The organism is Pseudomonas sp. MF06569 (assembly GCF_059862735.1).
Window position 1 is genome coordinate 38,032 of record NZ_JCBCUZ010000031.1, and the last position, 21,363, is coordinate 59,394.

Genomic DNA, 21,363 nt, shown 5'->3' on the forward strand with positions numbered 1-21,363 from the left:
ATCACGACGAGTGCCCCAACTGCAGGCGGCGACTGGCGAAACTGAACGCCAGCACCAGCAAAATCAGCGCGCCGGTCGCCACCTGCTGCCAATAGAAGTTCCAGCCAATCAGCAACAGACCATTGGCAATCACATTGATGAACAACACCCCCAGCAACGTGCCGGGGATGTTGGCGCGCCCGGTTCGGCTCAGGGTGGTGCCCATGAACACCGCTCCAATGGCATTGATCAAGAACGCATTGCCCGACATCGGCACGTAGGCGTTGACCGTGGAACTGAGCACAATCCCGGCCACGGCACAGGCCAGCGCACTGGCGATAAACACCTTGAGGCTGATCACGCGGATCGACAGCCCCGAGTAGCGCGCCAATTGCACCTGGGTGCCAACCGCCAGGATTTCTCGCCCCAGTCGCCCTCGGGCCAGTATCACCCCGTACCCCACCGCCACGCCCAGTAACAGCCACAACGGCAGCGGCACCCCCAGCCACGTCATACCAGTGAGCCCCGGCAAAACACTCTGCGCGATGTAGATCGGCTGCCCCCCTTCAGACAGTAATTGCTGAACGCTGATGCCGATAAACAACGTACCCAGGGTTGCCAGAAACGGCGTAATGCCAAGACCTGCGATCAGCCCCGCATTGAAGCCGCCCACCAGCACCCCGGCGAGCAAGGCTGCGGGTATCGCAATGGCCAGGCCATGACCGCCATTGAGCACCACCACAAAGGCCAGGCTGGCGAAGTCCAGCGCCGTGCCCACCGACAAGTCGATCCCCCCTGCCGCCACCGCCCAGGTCATGCCGATGGCAATTATCGCCAGCAGCACAAAATTGTTCAGCAGCAGGCTGCTCAGGTTGCCGAGGGTCAAGAACCCCGGCGCTGTCGCCGCGAAAAACCCAACGATCACGACGATCAATAGCGGCAGGATCCCCCGCAATGTACGGGATAAAAACAGCCTAGACACGGGCGTTGCAGCGAGCGTGTTCATTGTCCGCCCTCCTCTGTGCGCAAGGCGCTGGACATGGCCACCACCACTAAAATAAGGACCCCCTGCACACCATTGACCCAGAAGCTGGCGATGTTCAGCAGTTGGAAACCGTTAATCAAAAAACCCAGCAACAGCGTCGCCAACAACGTGCCGGGGATGTTCGCCACCAGCCGCCTTGAAAACACCACCCCCAGAAAAGCGATGGCCACGACCGAGAGCAGCATTTCCCCGGAACCCGTGGTGCTGCCGCTGAAATACGCGGCCGAACAAAAGGCGGCAATGGCGGCGCACAGCCCCGCGACCAGGTAACTGGAAAACACTTAGCGGCCCACCCCCAACCCGGCGGCCCTTGCCGCCTCGGGGTATTCGCCTACCGCGTACAAACGCAATCCATAAGGAGTGTGCTGAATCAGCAGGCCCAGCAACAACGCCACACCCAGCAGCACCCAGGCCAGCGCAGGCACCTGCAGCCACTCGCCATTGGCCAGGGTGTCCAGCAACGCCGAATCGGTGGGCAACACGCTGTTCTGGGTCAGTACCAGCTCCAGCCCGGCAATCAGGTTCATGCTCGCCAGGGTTGCGAGCAGTGGCGGCAGGCGCAGCACCACCACGGTAAAACCGTTCAGGGCACCGACGGCCAGCCCGCAGAGCAAGGTCAGGCCAATCGCCTCCCCGGCCTGCAGTCCCGCGTTGTTCAGGCTGCTGTAGACCGCCGCACACAGGCCCAGATTGGCCGCCAGGGACAGATCGAGACCGCCCGAAACAACGTTGGAACCACCGCCGATCACCACGCAGGTGAGGCCAAAGGCGAGGATGCCCAGGATCGCCGACTGGGCAAACACGTTGGCAATGTTGCCCGGGCTGAGAAAGTTGGGTGCGCTGACCGCGAACACCGCCAGAATCAGCAGGAACGCCAGCAGTGAACCCCGGCGCAGCACCAGCAGGCCGAGCCTGCGCACTAAAGGCCGGGCGAGGATTTCAGACGACGGCATGTTCAGGCTCCCGCTCGGTAGAAAGGCACGGGGCGGACAACTCACGGGCCCCTGTGGCGCAGGCCAGCAAACGGTCGCTGTCGACCTGGCGTGCATCGAACTCACCGGCCAGGGCCCCACGGTGCATCACCAGAATCCGGTCGGTAATACCCATCAGCTCCGGCAAGTCCGAGGACAGCACCAGCACTGCCGCGCCTTGCTGGGCAAGGCGGCCGATCAGGCGATAGATCTCGACCTTGGCCCCGATGTCGACCCCCACACTGGGCTCGTCAAGCAGGTACACCGCGCAGCCGCGACCCAACCATTTACCCAGTGCGACTTTTTGCTGATTGCCGCCACTCAGTTGCCGGACCGGGGCTTCGCGGCCCGCAGTCTTGATACCCAGTTCAGCGATCAGTCGTTCGCTTTCCCGGGCCTCGGCCGCAGGGTTCATCAGGCCCCAGCGGCTGAACCGCGAAAGCCCGGCCAGGGTCAGGTTTTCAAGCACTGACAGCAGCGGCGCTACCCCGTGGCTGCGGCGCTCTTCAGGGACCAGCGCAATGCCTTTGCGAACGGCGTCGCGGGGGGACTTGAGGCGCACAAGGCGCCCCTGCAAGTGCACACTGCCACGGTCGGGCTGCACCAGGCCGAACAGGCTTTTAAGCAGTTCCTTGGCACCGGAACCCACCAGTCCGGTCAGCCCCAGCACCTCGCCCCGGCGCAGGCTCACATTGATGTCGTGATACGCAGTACCCAAGCCCAAACCCTTGAGTTCAAGCACCACCTCACCCGGCTTGACCACGTCTTTGGGGTACATCTCGCCGACGTCGCGATTGACCATCAGCCGGGCAATCTGGGTGGTCGAGGTGGTACGCGGATCGACCACCGCCACGGCCCGACCATTGCGCAGCACCGTAACCTGATCACACAGGCTTTCGATTTCCTGCAGGTAGTGAGAGATATACACAATCGTCAGGCCTTGATCGCGCAAACGACGAATGATTGCCAGCAGCTGATCGACTTCGCGCTTGACCAGGGACACGCTGGGTTCGTCGAACACCAGTATTTTGGGCTTGGCCAGCAAGGCCCGGGTAATTTGCAGAATCTGACGCTGCGCACTGTCCAGCTCGCTGACGAGTGCGCCCGCCGGGAACTCCAGATCAAAGTACTCACGTAACAGCCGTGCTGCCTCACGGTCCTGGGCGCGGCGCCGGACAAAAGGGCCGCGCCTGAGTTCATGACCAAAAAACAGCGCTTCACCCACGGTAAAACGGCCGGGCAACAGACGCTCCTGATGAATGAAATGTACGCCCAAGGCTTCGACCTGACGCGGACTCAACGCAGTAAAGGGCTGCCCGTCGATCGCCAGCGTGCCGCTGTCGGCCCGGTGGATGCCAGCCAGTACCTTGATCAGGGTCGATTTCCCGGCGCCGTTCTCACCCACAAGGCCGTGAATCGAGCCGCGCTCGACCCACAGGTCTACGCCGTCCAGGGCCTGGGTAGGCCCGAAGCGCTTGGCGATACCCTGCAGATGCAGCGCGGGGGGAATCACTGGTCGCCTCGCAGACGTTGCACCTGCTCAAGGTTGGCCGCGGTAGTGAGCAACGTCGGCCCCTGGGTTTCCTTGGGCAAGTCATGCTGCCCGGCCAGGTAGCGCGCCACATTCTGCACGGCGGTTTTACCGATCAGTGCCGGTTGCTGGGCCACCACTGCGCCCACCGGTGAGTCCTCGCGCTTAAGCAGCTCAAGCACTTCAGGCGTGCCGTCGACACCATAGGTTTTGATCTCCGTGCGCCCGGCGTCCACCAGCGCCTTGCTGGCGCCCAGTTGGGGAATATCCCAGGCGGACCAGATCGCGGTGACGCTGCCCTTGGGGTATTTGTTGAGCAGCGCGCTGACCTGGCTGTAGGCATCCTGCACGGTGTTAGGGATCACATCCCGCAGTTCGGGGTCGATGATGTTGAGCTCAGGATGATCCTTGAGGGCCAGCTTGAGCTGGTCATAACGGATCGCGCACACCGGCACGCCATAGAAACCGTTGAACACCAGAATGTTGCCCTTGCCACCGCTGTCTGCCACCAGTTGCCCGGCCAGGTTTTTACCCGTGGCGACATTGTCCGAAGTGGTGTTGTTGAGGCTGTATTGCGAGGGTGCGTCGATGGTGAACAGCGGTATACCGGCTTTGCTGATGCGCTTGAGCCACGGGTCAATCACACTCAGGGTGCCCAGGGTCTGGATCACGGCATCCGGCTTTTGCGTCACCACCGTCTGCAGTTGCGTCACCAGATTTTTATCATTACGCCCGGCATCCAGGGTGATCGGCGTGCCGCCAAGGCGCTTGACCTCCTCGACCTGCGCTTCAAAGGCTTTCACATCGAAATAATGACTGGTGCCCGTCATGCTGATGGCGATGCGTTTGCCGGCCAGCGAAGGGACATCGCTGTCATCGGCGCTGGCCAGTGTCGCAAGCCCTGTACTGACGACGGCCAGGGTCAGGGCTTGCCAGAGTCGGCTACGACGAATGAACGGTTTGTTCGAAGCGGTTGCAGGCATGGGTGTGGTTCCTGAAGTGTTTTTTCAGGAACATTGCACAGACCATGCCGCTGTATCGATTCACCTTGCGGGCCCGGATTCAGGGCTTGTCCGGGGGGGGATTACCCCCCCCCCGGAGTGCCCGGATTCACGCCTGGGTGTTGCTCAACTGTTGCTGGACGAACAGCTTTACTGCAACGCCCGCGGGCGATGGCTGCGCAACTCGGCTGCGGGGGCGGCGGCCTGCTGCAGCTGGAAGTCGAAGGCAAGTTCGGCATAACGCCCCGTCACATCACGGGCGCCATCGTCGCGAAACTGCACTTCGCCCACCAGACCTTCACGGGTGGCATAGGCAAAGTCGTCCCACAGGTACTTGTCGCCCGACAGGTTGATCTGGGTCGTCAGGTGCCGATGGCCGGGGGCCGAGATAAAGAAGTGCACATGGGCCGGACGCTGGCCGTGACGCCCCAGCAGATCCAGGCATTCCTGGGTCGGCCCCTGTGGATCGCAGCCGTAGCCCGATGGCACGATACTGCGGGCGCGATAGCGACCTTCGGCATCCGTGATGATGCGCCGACGCAGGTTGTACTCAGATTGGCTCTGGTCAAAAAACGAATAGGTGCCCTTGGTGTTGGCGTGCCACAGGTCGACCGTGGCGCCAGCCAGCGGCTTGCCCTGGGTGTCGAACACCTGGCCTTCGAGGAACATCACAGTGGCGACACCCTCTTCACTGCCGTCGTCCATCCGCGCGTGCCCTTCGGACAGCGGCGCACCGGCCACGTACAGCGGGCCTTCGATGGTGCGAGGCGTGCCGCCGACCTGACTGGCCTGCTCATCCTTGGCGTCCTGCAACAGGTCGATAAAGTGCTCGATGCCCAGGCCTGCTACCAACAGACCGGCTTCCGAGCGGCCGCCCAGACGGTTGAGGTAGTCCACGGACTTCCAGAATTCGTCCTCGGTGATTTCAAGGTCTTCGATGATTTTTGCGCTGTCCTGCAGCACTCGCAGGATGATGCTTTTGAGACGCGGACTGCCATTGTCGCTGCCAAAGCCGGCGGCTTCTTTGAAGAAGCTCTGTATACCGTCAGTGTGGGATATTTTCACGGTCATGGGGCTCACCTTATCTTGTTCTTGTGCGAGGGAATGAAAGGGTTAGCGGTCGTCGTCATGGATCGAGGACGGGTGGCGGCACAGCCCTTCGATCTCGATATCCATGTAGGGGAAGAGCGGCAATTGCAGCAGCGTGTCGTGCAAGGCCTCGACGCTGGCCACGTCAAATACGCTGTAGTTGGCGTAGTGCCCGGCAATGCGCCACAGGTGGCGCCACTTGCCTTCCTGTTGCAGGCGCTGGGCCAGTTCCTTTTCGTCGGCCTTGAGCGTCGCGGCCTTGGCCGGGTCCATGTCGAGTGGCAGGTTCACGGTCATTTTTACGTGGAAAAGCATGGGGCTCTCCTTGAAGAAATAGGGGAAGTGGCTGTGGGAGCGGGCTTGCTCGCGATAGCATCAGCGCGGTTGGCCTGATGCACCGAGTCGTCTGCATCGCGAGCAAGCCCGCTCCCACAGGGGTTATTCAGAGTGTCAGCGGCTAAAGCGCGCCAGGCGCTCTTCGTCCAGCATCAGGCCCAGACCCGGGGTACGCGGAATGTGCAGCTCAAAATCCCGGTACCGGGGCGCCTCGGTCACGATGTCTTCGGTCAAAAGCAACGGCCCGAACAGTTCTGTGCCCCAGGTCAGTTGCTTGAGGGTGAGGAACGCATGGGCCGATGCCAGCGTGCCCACCGAGCCTTCAAGCATGGTGCCGCCGTACAGGGCGATACCCGCAGCTTCGGCAATGTGCGCAGTACGCAGCACGGCGCGAGGGCCGCCGTTTTTGGCGATCTTGAGGGCGAATACGCTGGCCGCGCCGTCTGCTGCGAGGCTAAAGGCGTCTTCGACACTTTCGATGGACTCGTCGGCCATGATCGGCGCCGGACTGCGCTGGTTCAGGCGCACCTGGCCCGAGCGGTTGACCCGTGAAATCGGCTGTTCAATCAGGTCGATACCGTTGTCACCCAGCACCTGGCAGCCCCGGATGGCCTGGGATTCGTCCCAGTACTGGTTGACGTCGACGCGCACGCTGGCCCGGTCGCCCAGGGCCTTTTTAATGGCGAGCACATGCTTGAGGTCCTGCTCCAGCGGGTTGGCCCCAATCTTGAGCTTGAAGATCCGGTGACGGCGCACATCCAGCATCTGCTCGGCTTCGGCGATATCCCGGGCGGTGTCGCCACTGGCCAGGGTCCAGGCCACTTCCAGGCTGTCACGTACCCGACCGCCCAGCAGCTCGCTGACCGGCAGCCCCAGGCGCTTGCCCTGAGCGTCCAGCAACGCGCTTTCGATCCCGGACTTGGCAAACGTATTGCCTTTGGCAATCTTGTCCAGGGTCTGCATGGCGGCATTGATATTGTCCGCAGGCTTGCCCACCAGCATTGGCGCGAGGTGCGCATCAATGTTGGCCTTGATGCTTTCCGGGCTCTCGTACCCGTAGGTCAGGCCGCCGATGGTGGTGGCTTCGCCGATACCTTCGATGCCGTCGCTGCAACGCAGGCGCAGGATCACCAGGGTCTGCTTGCGCATGGTGTGCATCGCCAGCGTGTGCGGGCGGATGGTGGGCAGGTCGACGATCAGGGTCGTCAGGCTTTCAATCAGGACTTGGTTCATTTCAGTCTTCCCGTCAGGTACTTGATACCGGCCCTTCAGCCGAGGTCGCCGCCGCCGACCGGCAGGGTTACGCCGGTGATATAGGAGGCTTCGTCGCTGGCCAGAAACAGGATCGCGCCGACCTGCTCATCGAGGCTGGCGTAGCGTTTCATCAAACTGCTGTCCAGGGTCTGGTCGACGATTTGCTGGTACCAGACTTTCTCGTCCGGGGTTTGCTCGGCGTCATTGCGCGCAATACGTCGCGGCGGTGCCTCGGTCCCCCCCGGTGCGGTGGCATTGACCCGAATGCCGCGCCCGGCGTTCTCGAACGCCAGGCAGGCAGTCAGTGCATTCACTCCACCCTTGGCCGCGCCGTAAGGCACGCGGTTGACACTGCGGGTGGCGATTGAAGACACATTGACGATTGCGCCACGGCCCTGTTCCAGCATGTAGGGCAGCGCCGCATGGCAGCACCACAGGGTGGGGAACAACGAGCGGCGTACTTCAGCCTCGATTTCTTCGACCTGATAGTGCTCGAACGGCTTGGCCCAGATGGTGCCGCCCACGTTATTGATCAGCACATCGAGACGGCCAAAGGTTTTTACCGCCTCAGCCATCACCCGAGCGCAGTCGGTGTACTGCTCAAGGTCGGCCGTCAGGGTGAGCACGCCCTCGCCCTGCAGCTCGAAAACCAGTTCAGAACGATCCACCGCAATGACCTGCGCGCCTTCGGCCAGCAAGCGTTCACACACACGGCGTCCGATGCCTTGGGCTGCGCCGGTAACCAGCACGACCTTGTTGTCGAATCTGTTGTTCATGGCAACCTCGGTTAAAAAGGAATCAAGCGGCAGCGGCGAATTTTTCGTAGTAGAAATTGGCCGGTGTAATGCCTTGCTCACGGATGTAGAGGTTGACTGCCTCCACCATCGGCGGCGGGCCGCACAGGTACACGTCGACATCGCCCTGGTTCAGATGGCATGGCTCGATATGCTGGGTGACGTAGCCCTTGAGCGGATGCTGACTCTGCGGGTTGGCCACGCAGGCACTGAAGCTGAAGTTGGCAATGCGGGCGCTCAGGGCCTGCAGGCGGTCCATTTCAACCAGATCAAAGTCGTTGCTCACGCCATAGATCAGATGCACCGGGTGCGGGCTGCCCTGCTCGGCGATTTTTTCCAGCATTGCGGTAAACGGTGCCAGCCCCGTGCCTCCGGCCAGCAGCAACAGCGGGCGCTGGATCTGGCGCAAATAGAAGCTGCCCAGCGGCCCGGCCAGGGTCATGCTGTCGCCCGCCTTGGCAATCCCGGTCAAGAAGCTGCTCATCAATCCGCCCGGCACATTGCGAATCAGGAAACTGACCTCGCCATCCTTTTGCAGCGTGCTGAAGGAGTAAGCCCGCGACTGGTCGCTGCCCGGTACATTCAAGTTGACGTATTGACCCGGCAAGAAGGCCAGGCTGCTCAGGGACTCGCCCTTGATCGACAGCGCAATGGTGCTCTCGGACAGCTGGCGCACATCGCTGATGCTCGCCTCAAAACTGGCCTGCTGTGTCTTGCACACTGTCGAAGACGCGGGCACACGCAATACGCAGTCGCTGGCGGCACGCATCTGGCAGGTCAGCACGTAGCCCTGCTCGACTTCATCTTCACTCAGCGCGTCTTCGATGTAATCGTCGCCCAGCTCGTAGCGCCCGGCTTCGGCAAAGCACTTGCAGGTACCGCAGGCACCGTCGCGGCAGTCCAGCGGGATATTGATGCCCTGGCGGTAAGCCGCATCGGCGACGGTTTCCTGGCTGTTGGCTTCGATAAAACGGGTAACGCCGTCTTCGAAATTGAGCGCAATTTGAAAGCTCATAATGTACCTCGCAGGCGATGCCGGGCCGCAGGTGCCCGCAGGCACCTTCAGGCACGCATCACAGCGTTGATCAGATGTGGTAGATGTCGATGACCTGACGCACGTAGTCGTTCTTGAGCACTACTTTCTTGGCCTTGATCAGCGGCTGGGGGCCGCGCAGGTCGAGGGTGTAAAAGCTGGTGCCGAAGTAGCTGTCGGTGGTCTTGTAGCGAAAGCTCAGGGTGTGCCAGTTGAAGCGCACTTGGCACAGCCCGTCGGCCTCGTCGACGATCTCGATATTGCTCAGGTTGTGGGAGGTGCGGGTGTCGGGCATGGTCGCACTGGAGCGCTCGGTCTTGATCCGGAACACCCGGTCTTCCAGGCCGCCACGGCTGCCGTACCAGATCAGCGAAATTTCGCTTTGCGGGTCTTCGGTCAGGGTGTCGTTGTCGTCCCAGCACGGCATCCAGAAACTCGCATCGGCGGCGTACAGCTCCAGCCATTGATCCCACTGGCCGTCGTCCAGGTAACGCGCTTCGCGATACAGAAATTCGCACACCATTCCATAGAGGCTGTTCATTGCACGGCCTCCACGGGGATCAGCCCAGGCTCGCACGCCGTGGCCTTGAGCATGGTTTCCTGCCAGTACTTGTGTTGCAGCACAAACAGGCCTTCATCTTCGGTACGAACGCCGGACAGCAAGGGCTTGAGGTCGATTTCCAGGGCACCGGCATCGGCACCTTCGACCCAGTGCTCGGCACCGCGAGACATATCGTTCCAGCCGCGACCTGCGCCGTAACCGGTCTGGCAGGAGCGGAACTCTTCCAGGTCATCCGGGGTGGCCATGCCGCTGACGTTGAAGAAGTCTTCGTACTGGCGAATACGCTTGGTGCGCGCTTCACTGCTCTCGCCCTTGGGGGCGATGCAGTAAATGGTGATCTCGGTCTTGTCGACCGAGATGGGCCTGGCGATGCGGATTTGCGAGCTGAACTGATCCATCAGGTAGACGTTGGGATACAGGCACAGGTTGCGCGAGTTATCGATCATCCAGTCGGCGCGGGCCTGGCCGAAGTCCCGTGACAGCTCGTCGCGGCGCTCGTAGGCCGGGCGATCCTGGGGGTTGGCCCAGCGGGTCCAGAGCAGCAAATGGCCGTGGTCGAACGAGTAGAAACCGCCACCGCTCTTGGCCCAGCTACCGGCGCTCATGGTTTTGATTTCTTCACCGGCTTCACGCAGGGTGCGCTGGTTTTGCGTGGCGGCGTAGTTCCAGTGCACGGAGCTGACGTGGTAGCCATCGGCGCCGTTTTCAGCGGCGAGTTTCCAGTTGCCTTCGTAGATATAGGAACTGGCGCCGCGCAGTACTTCCAGGCCATCGGCGGACTGGTCGACGATCATGTCGATGATCTTGGCCGACTCACCCAGGTGTTCGGCCAGGGATTTGACGTCAGGGTTGAGACTGCCAAACAGAAAGCCGCGATAGGACTCGAAACGGGCAACTTTGGTCAGGTCGTGGGAGCCTTCGCAGTTGAAACCTTCGGGGTAGCCGGCCGCGCTCGGGTCCTTGACCTTGAGCAGCTTGCCGCTGTTGTTGAAAGTCCAGCCGTGGAACGGGCAGGTGTAGCTGGCACGATTGCCGGTCTTGTGCCGGCACAGCATGGCGCCGCGATGGCTGCAGGCATTGAGGAAAGCGTTGAGCTCACCGGCCTTGTTGCGCGCGATAAAAATCGGCTGGCGCCCAATGGTGGTGGTCAGAAAGTCGTTAACGTTGGGGATCTGGCTCTCGTGGGCGAGGTAGATCCAGTTGCCCTCGAAGATGTGGGTCATTTCAAGTTCGAAGAGATCAGGGTCGGTAAACATCTCGCGCTTGCAGCGGTAGACGCCCTTGTCCTTGTCTTCTTCAAGCATGGCATTCAAGTAATCGATTCCCAGGGACATGGCCAGGGCCTCCGTTGTTATTGTTCAGGCCCGGTCAGGTTAGGGAGTCGATTCGAGAAGCAATATCCGTTTACTGCGGATCGTTATCCGATTAGTGCGCAGAGCTCTGTCACTACGTAGCCGCTGACGAGCTCCGCGAGGCTGCGATCGGGCGCACAGCGACCGCAAAACCATTCAATCCAATGCTTCTGATGCACCGCGATCATGCCGATCGCAGACTTCGTTCCTCGTCAGCGACTTGTTTGTTGGCGCTAAAACGTTTTGTGCAAGGCTCTGTGGCGTCTGCGATGCATTTTGCTTTTACTGGAGCCACACGTATGTCCAGACGACGCGAATGCCCATCACAGAAGGCCGAACGCAGGTGCTGTTATGGGGGTGGCGCGGCAGGACGCCGCGCCAGCCGTGACGGGCCATCCATGACCCAACACGGCTCTCCCGGCATCCATGCCGGTCGACCCACTACGCAGAACCTCCTCTCGGCCTCCCGAAGGGCAGGCAGATCAAAAACCAGTGCAAAAACAAGATCAACTGCCCGCCGAGGCGGCCTACAGGCCGACCTTTTTAGCGAAGCACATTTCTCTGAGCAGGCCGGCTGGCAACAGAGTATCTACAGGGCGACGCAATGCCGGCGCTTGAAGGTGCTCGAAGGCAGCTCGCCAAACTGCAAACGGTAGCTTTCGGAAAAACGGCCCAAGTGCATAAAGCCGTAATCGAGCGCCAGTTCCGTGAGGCTGCGTACCGTGCAGCTCGGGTCGTTCAGGCAGGCGTGGATACGCTCGAGCTTGCGCTGGCGGATGTATTGCAGGGGGGTAACGCCCAACTGGCGTTCAAACAGGGTGTAGAGCGAGCGCGGACTCATGTGCGCCTGTGCGGCCAGGTCTTCACCGCTCAGGTCCTGCTTCAGGTTGCGTTCGATGTAGTCGAGGATGCGCTCGATACTGGCACTGGCAGAGGCCAGGTTTTCACGGCTGATGTTGGTCTGCATCAGCGTCAGCAACTTGCTGCCGATAATCTGCGTGTAGTGCTCCTGCACCCGCAGCAGCGGGTCGCTGGCCTCGGACTCCTGGCATACCATGCCCAGCAAGCCGAGAAAGCCTTCCAGCTCATCGAGCCGATAGTGATTGCGCATAAAGCGCACACCACCCGCAGGTCGCCGCCAGCGCTGATCGTCACACACCGATTCAAGCAAGCTGGCCGGTATCTTAAGGATGAATTTTTCGCAATCCTGGGAGTACGTCAGGTCGACCGGGTCGTCGGGATTGATCAGCAACAGCTCGCCCGGCACCAGATGGTGCTCACGGGTCGGGCCACGCCACAGACAATTGCCGCTCAACAGGACCTGCAGGTGAAAGATGGTCTCCAGCGCAGGCGACGTCACGCGGACACTGCCGCCGTAACTGATGCGGCACAGGTCAAGTTCGGCGAATTTTCGGTGATTGAGGCTCGCCAGGGGGCGTGTGGTTCTGGAAAGGCCAATACAGTGCTGACCCACATGCAGGTTCACGTAATCGGATACGGCATGGGGGTCCGCGTGTCGGAACACGCTACTGCGTTCACTCAGCAGGCGGCTATCCATCGGCAAGGTACTCGGTGTTGTCATTTTTATGGGTGTCACGTACGCCAGATTAGGCCCGCTCATGGGTGCAGATCAATTGGACCCTTGGCCAATGTTCGATAATCGAACGGTTTTAGCCAGCCGGTCGAACCACTCCGATGGGTGACGACATAACCTGTGCGGCCCAAAAACAACAAACAAGAGAAGCTCAATGCTTGCCCGTCTACGCCCTGCCCCTTTGTACCTCGCGCTATTGAGCGCACTGACTGCCACCGCCAGCCAGGCCGCGGACCTGAGCTGGGTCGATCCCGCCGTCGATTCGGTCAACGCCCAGGTCATCTCGCTGCGCCATACCCTTCACCAGAACCCCGAAATGGGCAATCAGGAGTTCAAGACCGCTGCATTGGTCGCCGAACAGCTCAAGAGCCTGGGTTTGCAGGTGCGCACCCAAGTGGGCAAGACGGGGGTGGTGGCCGTGCTTAAGGGCGGACTCCCCGGCCCGGTGATGGCCCTGCGCGCCGACATGGACGCACTGCCTGTCAAGGAGATGACCGGCCTGCCGTACGCCAGCACGGCCACCGGTACCCGCCTGGGCAAAACCGTTCCGGTCATGCACGCCTGCGGCCATGACACCCATACCGCCATGCTGGTGGGCGCAGCCCGAGTACTGGCCGAACACCGTGATCAGGTCGCGGGCACGGTCGTATTTCTGTTCCAGCCCGCAGAAGAAGGCGCGGCGGACGTGGACGAGTTCGAGTCCGATGCCTTGATTGGCGCCCAGGCCATGATCCGCGACGGTGCACTGGACTCGCCCAAGGTCGAAGCCATCTTCGGCGTGCACGTGATGGCGGGTTATCCCACCGGCCACCTGTATTACAAGGCCGGTACCGTACTCAACAGCAGCGACGGCTTTCGCATCATCGTCAAGGGCAAGCAGACCCACGGCTCGGCGCCCTGGAGCGGAGTTGACCCCGTGGTGGCCAGTGCAGGCATCATCAACGGCCTGCAGACCCTGGTCAGCCGGCGTGCCGACCTGACCCTGGGGATGGGGGTGATCAGCGTCGGCACCGTCAATGCAGGTTCGGCAGCCAACATCATTCCAGAGACCGTGGAAATGACCGGCACCATCCGCAGCAACAGCGCGGCGGTGCGCGACACCCTGCTGAAAAAAATGCCGCCGCTGGTGCAAGGCATTGCCAGCGCCTATGAGACCGAAGCCAACCTGTTGCTGGTCAACCATGCGCCGGTCACCACCAACGACCCGCAACTGACGGCGGCCATGGTCCCGGCGCTTGAACTCGCAGCGCCCGGCAAGGTGCAACGGCTGGAGGCATCCCTGTCGCCCAGCGAAGACTTCTCGTACTACGCCGAGAAAGTGCCGGGGCTGTTCGTCTTCCTGGGGGCCACGCCTGAAGACCAGGACATGAGCAAAGTGGCGAATAACCATAGCCCCTACTTCACCGCCGATGACCAAACCCTGGCCACGGGCGTGAAGGCCCATGTGCAGTTTGTGATGAATTATCCGGGGCGGGTACGCAGCCTCTAGCTTGATTTTGCAGGCGCTTCAACGCGCCGGCTCACCCCACTGATCTGACCCCAGGCAGCCCGTCGCCCAGCGAAACCTCGCGGCGCGGGCTGCGTGTGCCCGTGCCTGACGGGATGACCGGCATGCTGAAAAACGACCCATCAGTCACATATGTAGTGCATAAAAATAATCACTACATATGTATTGACGACACGATTTTCCCCCAGCATTATGCAGACGTCTTCCCCACCGGAAGCGCTGGAAAGGGTTGTTGCAAGCATGTCCGACGAGCTGTCGGGCTGTTCCGGGATAGGTACTGCCCACAAGGCAGAATTGATGAAGCTGACCTGGCTTGATCGTCCGCGTCAAAGACGACAGAGGCTAGCGAAACGTCCTCAAGAAGCTTGTGGCTGATGCGTCATGTCACCCTGGCATCCTGGTTCACGCTGATCTCCCTCGCTTTACGCTCTTTATGTAGTGCCGTGTTTTACGACTACATATGACGAACTCAAGACAGATCTGCTTTAGATGGACACTACGTAGCGCTGCAGGTGCAGTTGCGCGAATCAATTAGACAGATCAACGAGTGGTCAAGGAGTTAGCTATGAACCTGAATAACCAACCGACTGTTAACGAGCTGGCTCGACTCTTCGCCGCCCAGAAAGACACGCTGAACGATCACATTCTGTGGATCAGTGACGCCGGTGATGTTCGTATCGATGCAGTGGCTTCGTGCAAGGAAGAAACCAGTTTCGAGGAGGACCGTCCACAGATGCGAGCCCACCTCAAAATGTACCGCCGTGGCCAAGGCTACGTGGGCAAGAAGGCTGCCGCCGATAGCGACTACATGGCGCGCATCCTGCAAACCTTGACCCTGACCTGGGAAAAGGCTCAAACAGAGCCTGCACTGGTCAAAGTTAACAGCTACAGCTGATAACCCCTGCTGTACCAAAAAGCCCCCGGACAATCTCCGGGGGCTTTTTTGCATCTCTCACCTCTGGGGTCAGATTGCCTGTTCCAGTTCAGGCACAGCTTCGAACAAGTCCGCTACCAGGCCGTAATCGGCCACCTGGAAGATCGGTGCTTCTTCGTCCTTGTTGATCGCAACGATCACCTTGGAGTCTTTCATGCCGGCCAGATGCTGGATCGCGCCGGAAATGCCCACCGCGATGTACAGCTGTGGCGCAACGATTTTGCCGGTCTGGCCGACCTGCATGTCGTTAGGCACAAAACCTGCGTCCACTGCTGCGCGGGAAGCCCCCACACCGGCACCCAGCTTGTCCGCCAGTGAATACAGATGCTTGAAGTTGTCGCCGTTCTGCATGCCGCGACCGCCGGAAACGACGATTTTGGCAGCGGTCAGTTCAGGGCGGTCCGACTTGGCCAGTACTTCGCCAACGAACGACGAAGTGCCTGCATCGTGAACCGCTGTAATCGCTTCAACCGCTGCCGAACCCCCTTCTGCGGCAACCGGGTCGAAGCCGGTCGCACGTACGGTGATCACTTTTACCGGCGCAGTGGACTGCACGGTGGCAATGGCGTTACCGGCATAGATCGGACGCGTGAAAGTATCAGCGCTGACGACCGAAACGATCTCGGAGATCTGATCCACGTCCAACTGCGCAGCAACGCGCGGCAGGATGTTTTTGCCGTTGGACGTGGCAGCCGCCAGGATGTGGCTGTAGCCAGCACCCCCTGCCCCTTGAACAAGAGCAGCAACCAATGGCGCCACGTTTTCAGGCAACTGATGGGCGTAAGCCGCGTTGTCGGCGACCAGCACTTTAGCCACGCCAGCGATTTTCGCGGCGGCTTCGGCTACAGCGCCAATGCCCTGGCCTGCAACCAACACGTGCAAATCACCGCCAATTTTGGCAGCAGCAGCCACCGTATTCAGGGTTGCCGATGCAATGCCCGCACCGTCATGCTCTGCGATTATCAGGACAGTCATGCTCAGATCACCTTCGCTTCGTTTTTCAGTTTCTCGACCAGTTCAGCCACCGACTTGACTTTGATGCCAGCGCTGCGTGCGGCAGGCGCTTCAACTTTCAGGGTTTTGTTGGTCGAGGCCGTGGAAACACCCAGCGCGTCCGGGGTCAGTACTTCAAGCGGCTTCTTCTTGGCTTTCATGATGTTTGGCAGGGACGCATAACGCGGCTCGTTCAAACGCAGGTCAGTGGTGATGATCGCTGGCAAGCTCAGCGAAACAGTTTGCGCGCCGCCATCCACTTCACGGGTCACGGCAACCTTGTCACCTGCCACTTCGACTTTGGAGGCGAAAGTGCCCTGACCGAAACCGGTCAGCGCAGCCAGCATCTGGCCGGTCTGGTTGTTGTCACTGTCGATGGCCTGTTTGCCCAGGATCACCAGCTGAGGCTGTTCCTTGTCGACAACGGCCTTGAGCAGCTTGGCGACGGCCAGGGAGGTCAGGTCTTCGGCGGACTCGACGAGAATGGCGCGATCTGCACCCAGTGCCAGCGCGGTACGCAGCTGTTCCTGAGCAGTGGTCGGGCCGATGGAGACGACGACGATTTCAGTCGCAATCCCTTGTTCCTTAAGGCGTACGGCTTCTTCCACAGCGATTTCGCAGAAGGGGTTCATCGACATCTTGACGTTGGCGAGGTCAACGCCGGAGTTGTCCGCTTTGACGCGCACTTTAACGTTGTAATCGACCACGCGCTTGATACAGGCCAGCACCTTCATAGTTTCTTCCTCTATGGCTACAGGGGCAGTGCCGACAACAAACAGCACTGCGCACCTGTGTTGATTGGATAGCCCTTAAACCGTTGCGGGCTCGACGGGCAAAATCAGTTGATCCGGCAACGACTGCACCGACTTGCGCGCCACGAAGTAATACACCAGCGCTGGCAGCGTCAGGCCGATGATCCACGAGATATCAGTCCCGCCCAGTTGCTCCACCAGAGGCCCGGTGTAGAAGCTGGTCGCAATGAACGGCAATTGAACCACCACCCCAAAGGCGTAGACCAGAATACCGCGCAGGTTCCAGCGCCCGTATCGGCCATTCGGGTTAGACAAGGCCGGCACGTCGTACCGCTCTTTGCTGATCAGGTAGAAGTCCACCAGGTTGATCGCGCTCCACGGGGTGAAGAACGCCAGCAAAAACAGGATAAATGCCGAGAAATCCTTGAGAAACGAATGCTGCCCCAGCAGCGCCAGTGCGGTGGCAAAACCCACCATCAGCAGGATGTAAAACAGGCGCAGGGGTTTGGATATGTCGTGATTACCGCGAAAACCGCTGACAATGGTCGCCAACGACATGAAACTGCCGTAGGCATTGAGCGTGGTGATGGTCACCTTGCCGAACACCACGCAGAAATACAGCACCGCCGCCATCACACCGCTCGCCCCCATGCCGACGATGTACGACACCTCATGCCCGGCAAATTGGCTTCCCGCCAGCGCTGCCACGAACACACCGAAAACCATCGAGATTTGCGAGCCGACCACAGAGCCCAGCCCCACCGCCAGAAAGGTTTTCAACGAAGAGGTATTGGCCGGCAAGTAACGCGAGTAGTCCGCAACATATTGCCCAAAGGCGATCTGCCAGGATGCGGACAACGAAATGGCCAGGAGAAAACTGCTCAGCGAAAAGTGTTTATTGCTGAGCAGCAGGCCAATGTCGTTTTGTGAAATCAAGGTGTAGAACAGGTAGAAAAACGCCAGCACCCCGACCACGCTCGCCACACGGCCGATCATGTGAATGGTGCGATACCCCAGAACGGTCAGCAGTACGATCAGCGCAGCAAAAATCAAGATGCCCCACGAATCGCTCACCCCGACCAACTGCCCCACGGCCTGCCCGGCCAGCACCGAACCGCTGGCTGAAAAGCCCACATACATCAGGCACACCAGCACAATCGGGATCACGGCGCCGTAGACGCCGAATTGCACACGGCTGGAAATCATCTGCGGCAACCCCAGTTTCGGGCCCTGTGCAGCGTGCAACGCCATGATGGTGCCGCCCAGCACTTGCCCGATCAAAAGGCCGATCAACGACCAGAACACATCGCCGCCCAGCACCACGGCCAGGGCCCCGGTGACAATCGCGGTCACTTGCAGGTTGGCCCCGAACCACAGGGTGAATTGACTGAACAGGCGCCCGTGACGCTCCGATTCAGGGATGTAATCAATAGAGCGCTGTTCGACCAGCGAGGCCCGTGGTGAATCCTGGTTGTGCGTGGACATAAGCAGTTCCTTCAGGCTGGCACCCAAGGTGCGCCGTGTTGTTTTGGGAAAGACTTTTCCAATCCTTGACCGAACCTCAGTGCATCCTTGCAACAGCGGGCAGGCTCCAATCCGAACCTGCCACAGACCGACTATCTGGCGGCGTCGAGCAAGGCGCGGGAGATGATGATTTTCTGCACTTCGGAAGTGCCTTCGAAAATCCGCAGGATTCGCGCGTCACGCACATAGCGCTCCAGCGGCAAGTCCCGGCTGTAGCCATAGCCGCCGTGCAATTGCAGCGCGGCATCGGTGATAAACCCCGCACATTCGGCGGCTACCAGCTTGGCGGTGGCCGAGTCCAGGCTGAAGCGCTCGCCGCTGTCACGCCGGGCGGCAGCTTTCATGGTCAGCATGCGCGCACTTTCAAGCTGAGCGTACATGTCTGCCAGCCGCCATTGCGTGCCTTGATAGGCCGCCAGCGGCTTGGGACCGATCTGACGTTCACGCACCCAGCTCAGGCTGGCTTGCAGTGCGGCATTGGCAATGCCGAGCGACATGGCCGCGACTTCCACCCGCCCGCGATCCAGCACCGCCATTGCCGTGTTGAAACCCTGACCCTCAACACCCAGCAGCGCCGACTCCGGCAGCCAGCAATCGAAGGACAGCTCATAGATGGTACTGCCACGCAGGCCCATGGTTTTTTCCGGGCTGGAGAAGCTGATACCCGCTGTTCCACGGGGCACCATAAATGCGCTTATGCCCTTGTGACCGGCGTCTGCGTCAGTCTTGACGTAGAGCACGATAAAGTCCGCTTCCTTGGCGTTGGTGATGTAGTGCTTGCTGCCGCGCACACGCCAGCCGCCCTCTTCCCGCACTGCGCGGCTGCGCATGTCGGCCGGATTGGAGCCCGCCGCCGGCTCGGTCAGGGCGAAGGCTCCGAGCAATTCGCCACTGGCCGCCCGTGGCAGCCACTCCTGCTTTTGCTCTTCTGTGCCGCCAAGCAGGATCGAGTCAGTGGCCAAAAAGTGCGCGGTCATGGCCGATGCGGTGGAGGCACAGGCACCCGCCACCGCTTCCACCACACGACTCATGGCCAGACTGCCGATGCCCAGGCCGCCATATTCTTCTGGCAGGTTGATCCCCATGCAGCCCAGGTCCCCCAGGGCCCTGATGCTCGCCAGACAGAACGACTCCATTTCGTCGTAGTGCTGGGCCAACGGTTGAATCACTTCACGGGCCACTTGCTCGGCACTGCCGACCACGGCCAACTCTTCTGCGGTCATTTCGAAGTTCATGGTTGTACTCCTGCTTTGTTCAAGCCAAATAGGGCGTTGTCTGCTCCCAAACGCGGGGCAATAGTGGTCGCGTGGGGTTTGTGGCCGTTGAAGAAAACCGGTTGCGGCACCAGCGGCAGCGCTGCGCCCTCCGGCTGGAACTGCAACTGGCGAACACGGGCGTGCTCACTGCCTGCTGCTTCGGCCAGATCCCATACCGGGGAAGACGGCACACCGGCATCGAGCAAGCCATCGCATAACTGCTCGACGCTGTGTTGTGCGGTCCAGGCTTCAATGGCGGCCCGTAGCGCAGGCTCGTTCAAGGTGCGCTGGGTGTCATTGATGAAGCGCGCATCCGTCGCCAGTTCCGGCTGCCCCATGCTCTGGCACAAACGCTCAAACAGACGATTGCTCGCCACTGCAATCACCACCAGGCCATCCGCTGCACGGTAGGTGTCAAAGGGCGTCGAAACCGGATGCCGATTACCGACCAGCCCCGGGGCCACACCGTTGGCGTAAAGGTTGGACAAGCCGGTCATTTGCAGGCTGAACAACACGTCAAACATGGCCACATCGATGTACTGCGCCCCCGGCGCATGCCGTTCGCGGGCAAACAGTGCCGAGCTGATTGCCCAGGCGGCATAGACGCCAGCGCACAGATCACCGATGGCCTCACCGCTGCGAGTCGGGCCGGTGGCGGCAAAGCCGGTGACACTCATCAGGCCGGACATGGCCTGCGCCACGATGTCGTAGGCTGGACGTTTGGACAGCGGGCCTTCCTGGCCAAAGCCGGAAATACTGGCGTAGATCAGGCGCGGGTTGTGCTGCTTGAGACTATCGAAATCGATACCCAGGCGCTGAGTGACACCGGGGCGGAAGTTCTCCACCACTACATCGGCATCGGCTACCAGCTCATAGAAGCGCTGACGGTCCGCAGGGTTTTTAAAATCGATCTCAACGCTTCGCTTGCCGCGGTTTATCAAGCCGAAGTAGACACTTTCACCGTCCAGGAACGGTCCCAGATGACGGGCATCATCGCCCTCCTCGGGCACTTCAAACTTGATGACATCGGCCCCCAGGTCAGCAAGCATCGCGGTGCAATGCGGCCCGGCCAGTACGCGACTGATGTCCAGTACACGAACGCCTTGCAGTTGCTGGGTAAACGGACTGTTGCTCATGCTCACACCCTCTAGATATCCGCAAACAAACCCGTCCTGTGAGGGGGCCTGCCTGCATTTGAATCGCCTCGTACTGCCTGAAGCACCGAGGCGTCTGCATCGCGAGCAAGCCCGCTCCCACAGGATTCGTGCCCGTGGGTCAGCCGTTGATCATCGGCAGGTTCAGGCCCTGCTCGTTTGCACAGTCGATGGCGATGTCGTAGCCCGCATCGGCGTGACGCATCACGCCGGTTGCCGGGTCGTTGTGCAGGACACGGGCGATACGCTCAGCCGCTTCGTCGGTACCGTCACACACGATCACCATCCCCGAGTGCTGGGAGAAGCCCATGCCCACGCCACCGCCGTGGTGCAGCGAAACCCAGGTCGCGCCGCTCGCGGTGTTCAACAGGGCGTTGAGCAATGGCCAGTCGGACACGGCGTCCGATCCATCCTTCATCGACTCGGTTTCACGGTTAGGGCTCGATACCGAACCGGAGTCCAGATGGTCGCGGCCGATCACGATCGGGGCTTTCAGCTCGCCGCTGCGCACCATTTCGTTGAACGCCAGGCCCAGCTTGGCGCGCTGGCCCAGACCAACCCAGCAGATACGTGCAGGCAGACCCTGGAAGCTGATGCGCTCGCGAGCCATGTCCAGCCAGTTGTGCAGGTGGGCGTCGTCAGCGATCAGTTCCTTGACCTTGGCGTCGGTTTTGTAGATGTCTTCGGCATCGCCCGACAGCG

19 protein-coding genes and 1 pseudogene are annotated in these 21,363 nt (G+C 60.7%); 2 read left to right on the forward strand and 18 right to left on the reverse strand.

Features of this window, described 5'->3' with window-relative positions:
- Nucleotide 1: 1 nt before the first annotated feature.
- From AC19YQ_RS21580 to AC19YQ_RS21635, 12 genes and pseudogenes are all read right to left on the reverse strand, one after another.
- Nucleotides 2–985, reverse strand: a complete 984-nt coding sequence (locus AC19YQ_RS21580) for an ABC transporter permease (protein WP_500595915.1) — start codon at nt 983–985, stop codon at nt 2–4.
- A pseudogene (locus AC19YQ_RS21585) lies at nt 982–1,977 on the reverse strand (ABC transporter permease). The gene AC19YQ_RS21580 and the pseudogene AC19YQ_RS21585 overlap by 4 nt, the downstream one beginning before the upstream one ends.
- On the reverse strand, nt 1,964–3,505 hold the full coding sequence (locus AC19YQ_RS21590; RefSeq protein ID WP_500595925.1) for a sugar ABC transporter ATP-binding protein: 1,542 nt from the start codon (nt 3,503–3,505) through the stop codon (nt 1,964–1,966). The pseudogene AC19YQ_RS21585 and the gene AC19YQ_RS21590 overlap by 14 nt, the downstream one beginning before the upstream one ends.
- Nucleotides 3,505–4,509: a sugar ABC transporter substrate-binding protein gene (locus AC19YQ_RS21595; protein WP_500595916.1), complete on the reverse strand. Its 1,005-nt coding sequence runs from the start codon at nt 4,507–4,509 to the stop codon at nt 3,505–3,507. The genes AC19YQ_RS21590 and AC19YQ_RS21595 overlap by 1 nt, the downstream gene beginning before the upstream one ends.
- 168 nt (nt 4,510–4,677) lie before the next feature.
- Nucleotides 4,678–5,598, reverse strand: coding sequence for a catechol 1,2-dioxygenase (catA, locus tag AC19YQ_RS21600; RefSeq protein ID WP_500595917.1), 921 nt, complete (start codon nt 5,596–5,598; stop codon nt 4,678–4,680).
- A 42-nt stretch (nt 5,599–5,640) separates the two neighbouring features.
- The gene (catC, locus tag AC19YQ_RS21605; protein ID WP_133078511.1) at nt 5,641–5,931 is read right to left on the reverse strand and encodes a muconolactone Delta-isomerase; all 291 of its coding nucleotides are present in this window, start codon (nt 5,929–5,931) and stop codon (nt 5,641–5,643) included.
- A gap of 135 nt (nt 5,932–6,066) precedes the next feature.
- A complete protein-coding gene (locus AC19YQ_RS21610) occupies nt 6,067–7,185 on the reverse strand; it encodes a muconate cycloisomerase family protein (RefSeq protein ID WP_500595918.1) in 1,119 nt (372 codons plus the stop codon).
- 35 nt (nt 7,186–7,220) lie between these two features.
- The gene (locus AC19YQ_RS21615) at nt 7,221–7,982 is read right to left on the reverse strand and encodes a 1,6-dihydroxycyclohexa-2,4-diene-1-carboxylate dehydrogenase (RefSeq protein WP_133078509.1); all 762 of its coding nucleotides are present in this window, start codon (nt 7,980–7,982) and stop codon (nt 7,221–7,223) included.
- A 22-nt stretch (nt 7,983–8,004) separates the two neighbouring features.
- On the reverse strand, nt 8,005–9,015 hold the full coding sequence (gene benC / locus AC19YQ_RS21620) for a benzoate 1,2-dioxygenase electron transfer component BenC (RefSeq protein WP_219262703.1): 1,011 nt from the start codon (nt 9,013–9,015) through the stop codon (nt 8,005–8,007).
- Nucleotides 9,016–9,085: 70 nt separating this feature from the next.
- Nucleotides 9,086–9,574, reverse strand: coding sequence for a benzoate 1,2-dioxygenase small subunit (benB, locus tag AC19YQ_RS21625; RefSeq protein ID WP_133078507.1), 489 nt, complete (start codon nt 9,572–9,574; stop codon nt 9,086–9,088).
- Entirely contained in the window at nt 9,571–10,929 is a 1,359-nt protein-coding gene (gene benA / locus AC19YQ_RS21630) for a benzoate 1,2-dioxygenase large subunit (RefSeq protein ID WP_326427054.1), read from the reverse strand. The genes benB and benA overlap by 4 nt, the downstream gene beginning before the upstream one ends.
- Before the next feature lie 607 nt (nt 10,930–11,536).
- The gene (locus AC19YQ_RS21635; protein WP_326399053.1) at nt 11,537–12,505 is read right to left on the reverse strand and encodes a helix-turn-helix transcriptional regulator; all 969 of its coding nucleotides are present in this window, start codon (nt 12,503–12,505) and stop codon (nt 11,537–11,539) included.
- Nucleotides 12,506–12,695: 190 nt separating this feature from the next.
- Here AC19YQ_RS21635 and AC19YQ_RS21640 point away from each other — a divergent pair, with 190 nt between their 5' ends.
- Together AC19YQ_RS21640 and AC19YQ_RS21645 are read left to right on the forward strand one after the other, a co-directional pair.
- The gene (locus AC19YQ_RS21640) at nt 12,696–14,030 is read left to right on the forward strand and encodes an amidohydrolase (RefSeq protein ID WP_500595919.1); all 1,335 of its coding nucleotides are present in this window, start codon (nt 12,696–12,698) and stop codon (nt 14,028–14,030) included.
- A 583-nt stretch (nt 14,031–14,613) separates the two neighbouring features.
- Nucleotides 14,614–14,943, forward strand: coding sequence for a hypothetical protein (locus tag AC19YQ_RS21645; RefSeq protein ID WP_133078504.1), 330 nt, complete (start codon nt 14,614–14,616; stop codon nt 14,941–14,943).
- Nucleotides 14,944–15,012: 69 nt separating this feature from the next.
- On the opposite strand, the gene AC19YQ_RS21650 is transcribed toward AC19YQ_RS21645, so the two are convergent.
- The 6 genes from AC19YQ_RS21650 to AC19YQ_RS21675 all read right to left on the reverse strand — a co-directional run.
- On the reverse strand, nt 15,013–15,957 hold the full coding sequence (locus AC19YQ_RS21650; protein WP_500595920.1) for an electron transfer flavoprotein subunit alpha/FixB family protein: 945 nt from the start codon (nt 15,955–15,957) through the stop codon (nt 15,013–15,015).
- A gap of 2 nt (nt 15,958–15,959) precedes the next feature.
- A complete protein-coding gene (locus AC19YQ_RS21655) occupies nt 15,960–16,709 on the reverse strand; it encodes an electron transfer flavoprotein subunit beta/FixA family protein (protein WP_500595921.1) in 750 nt (249 codons plus the stop codon).
- Nucleotides 16,710–16,784: 75 nt separating this feature from the next.
- Nucleotides 16,785–18,212: a purine-cytosine permease family protein gene (locus AC19YQ_RS21660; RefSeq protein ID WP_500595922.1), complete on the reverse strand. Its 1,428-nt coding sequence runs from the start codon at nt 18,210–18,212 to the stop codon at nt 16,785–16,787.
- A 131-nt stretch (nt 18,213–18,343) separates the two neighbouring features.
- Nucleotides 18,344–19,486, reverse strand: a complete 1,143-nt coding sequence (locus AC19YQ_RS21665) for an acyl-CoA dehydrogenase family protein (RefSeq protein WP_500595923.1) — start codon at nt 19,484–19,486, stop codon at nt 18,344–18,346.
- Nucleotides 19,483–20,643 (reverse strand): CoA transferase, encoded by a 1,161-nt coding sequence (locus tag AC19YQ_RS21670; protein ID WP_133078499.1) that lies wholly within the window; start codon nt 20,641–20,643, stop codon nt 19,483–19,485. The genes AC19YQ_RS21665 and AC19YQ_RS21670 overlap by 4 nt, the downstream gene beginning before the upstream one ends.
- 139 nt (nt 20,644–20,782) lie before the next feature.
- Nucleotides 20,783–21,363 (reverse strand): urocanase-related protein (locus tag AC19YQ_RS21675; RefSeq protein WP_500595924.1); only part of this gene is annotated, 581 nt, incomplete at its 5' end.

Coding starts and splice junctions, on each gene's coding strand:
- AC19YQ_RS21640 (WP_500595919.1), top strand. CDS start 12,696: ATGCTTGCCCGTCTACGCCCTGCCCCTTTGTACCTCGCGCTATTGAGC.
- benA (WP_326427054.1), bottom strand. CDS start 10,929: ATGTCCCTGGGAATCGATTACTTGAATGCCATGCTTGAAGAAGACAAG.
- benC (WP_219262703.1), bottom strand. CDS start 9,015: ATGAGCTTTCAAATTGCGCTCAATTTCGAAGACGGCGTTACCCGTTTT.
- AC19YQ_RS21670 (WP_133078499.1), bottom strand. CDS start 20,643: ATGAGCAACAGTCCGTTTACCCAGCAACTGCAAGGCGTTCGTGTACTG.
- AC19YQ_RS21650 (WP_500595920.1), bottom strand. CDS start 15,957: ATGACTGTCCTGATAATCGCAGAGCATGACGGTGCGGGCATTGCATCG.
- AC19YQ_RS21665 (WP_500595923.1), bottom strand. CDS start 19,486: ATGAACTTCGAAATGACCGCAGAAGAGTTGGCCGTGGTCGGCAGTGCC.
- AC19YQ_RS21615 (WP_133078509.1), bottom strand. CDS start 7,982: ATGAACAACAGATTCGACAACAAGGTCGTGCTGGTTACCGGCGCAGCC.
- AC19YQ_RS21610 (WP_500595918.1), bottom strand. CDS start 7,185: ATGAACCAAGTCCTGATTGAAAGCCTGACGACCCTGATCGTCGACCTG.
- AC19YQ_RS21595 (WP_500595916.1), bottom strand. CDS start 4,509: ATGCCTGCAACCGCTTCGAACAAACCGTTCATTCGTCGTAGCCGACTC.
- AC19YQ_RS21635 (WP_326399053.1), bottom strand. CDS start 12,505: ATGGATAGCCGCCTGCTGAGTGAACGCAGTAGCGTGTTCCGACACGCG.
- benB (WP_133078507.1), bottom strand. CDS start 9,574: ATGAACAGCCTCTATGGAATGGTGTGCGAATTTCTGTATCGCGAAGCG.
- AC19YQ_RS21580 (WP_500595915.1), bottom strand. CDS start 985: ATGAACACGCTCGCTGCAACGCCCGTGTCTAGGCTGTTTTTATCCCGT.
- catA (WP_500595917.1), bottom strand. CDS start 5,598: ATGACCGTGAAAATATCCCACACTGACGGTATACAGAGCTTCTTCAAA.
- catC (WP_133078511.1), bottom strand. CDS start 5,931: ATGCTTTTCCACGTAAAAATGACCGTGAACCTGCCACTCGACATGGAC.
- AC19YQ_RS21660 (WP_500595922.1), bottom strand. CDS start 18,212: ATGTCCACGCACAACCAGGATTCACCACGGGCCTCGCTGGTCGAACAG.
- AC19YQ_RS21655 (WP_500595921.1), bottom strand. CDS start 16,709: ATGAAGGTGCTGGCCTGTATCAAGCGCGTGGTCGATTACAACGTTAAA.
- AC19YQ_RS21645 (WP_133078504.1), top strand. CDS start 14,614: ATGAACCTGAATAACCAACCGACTGTTAACGAGCTGGCTCGACTCTTC.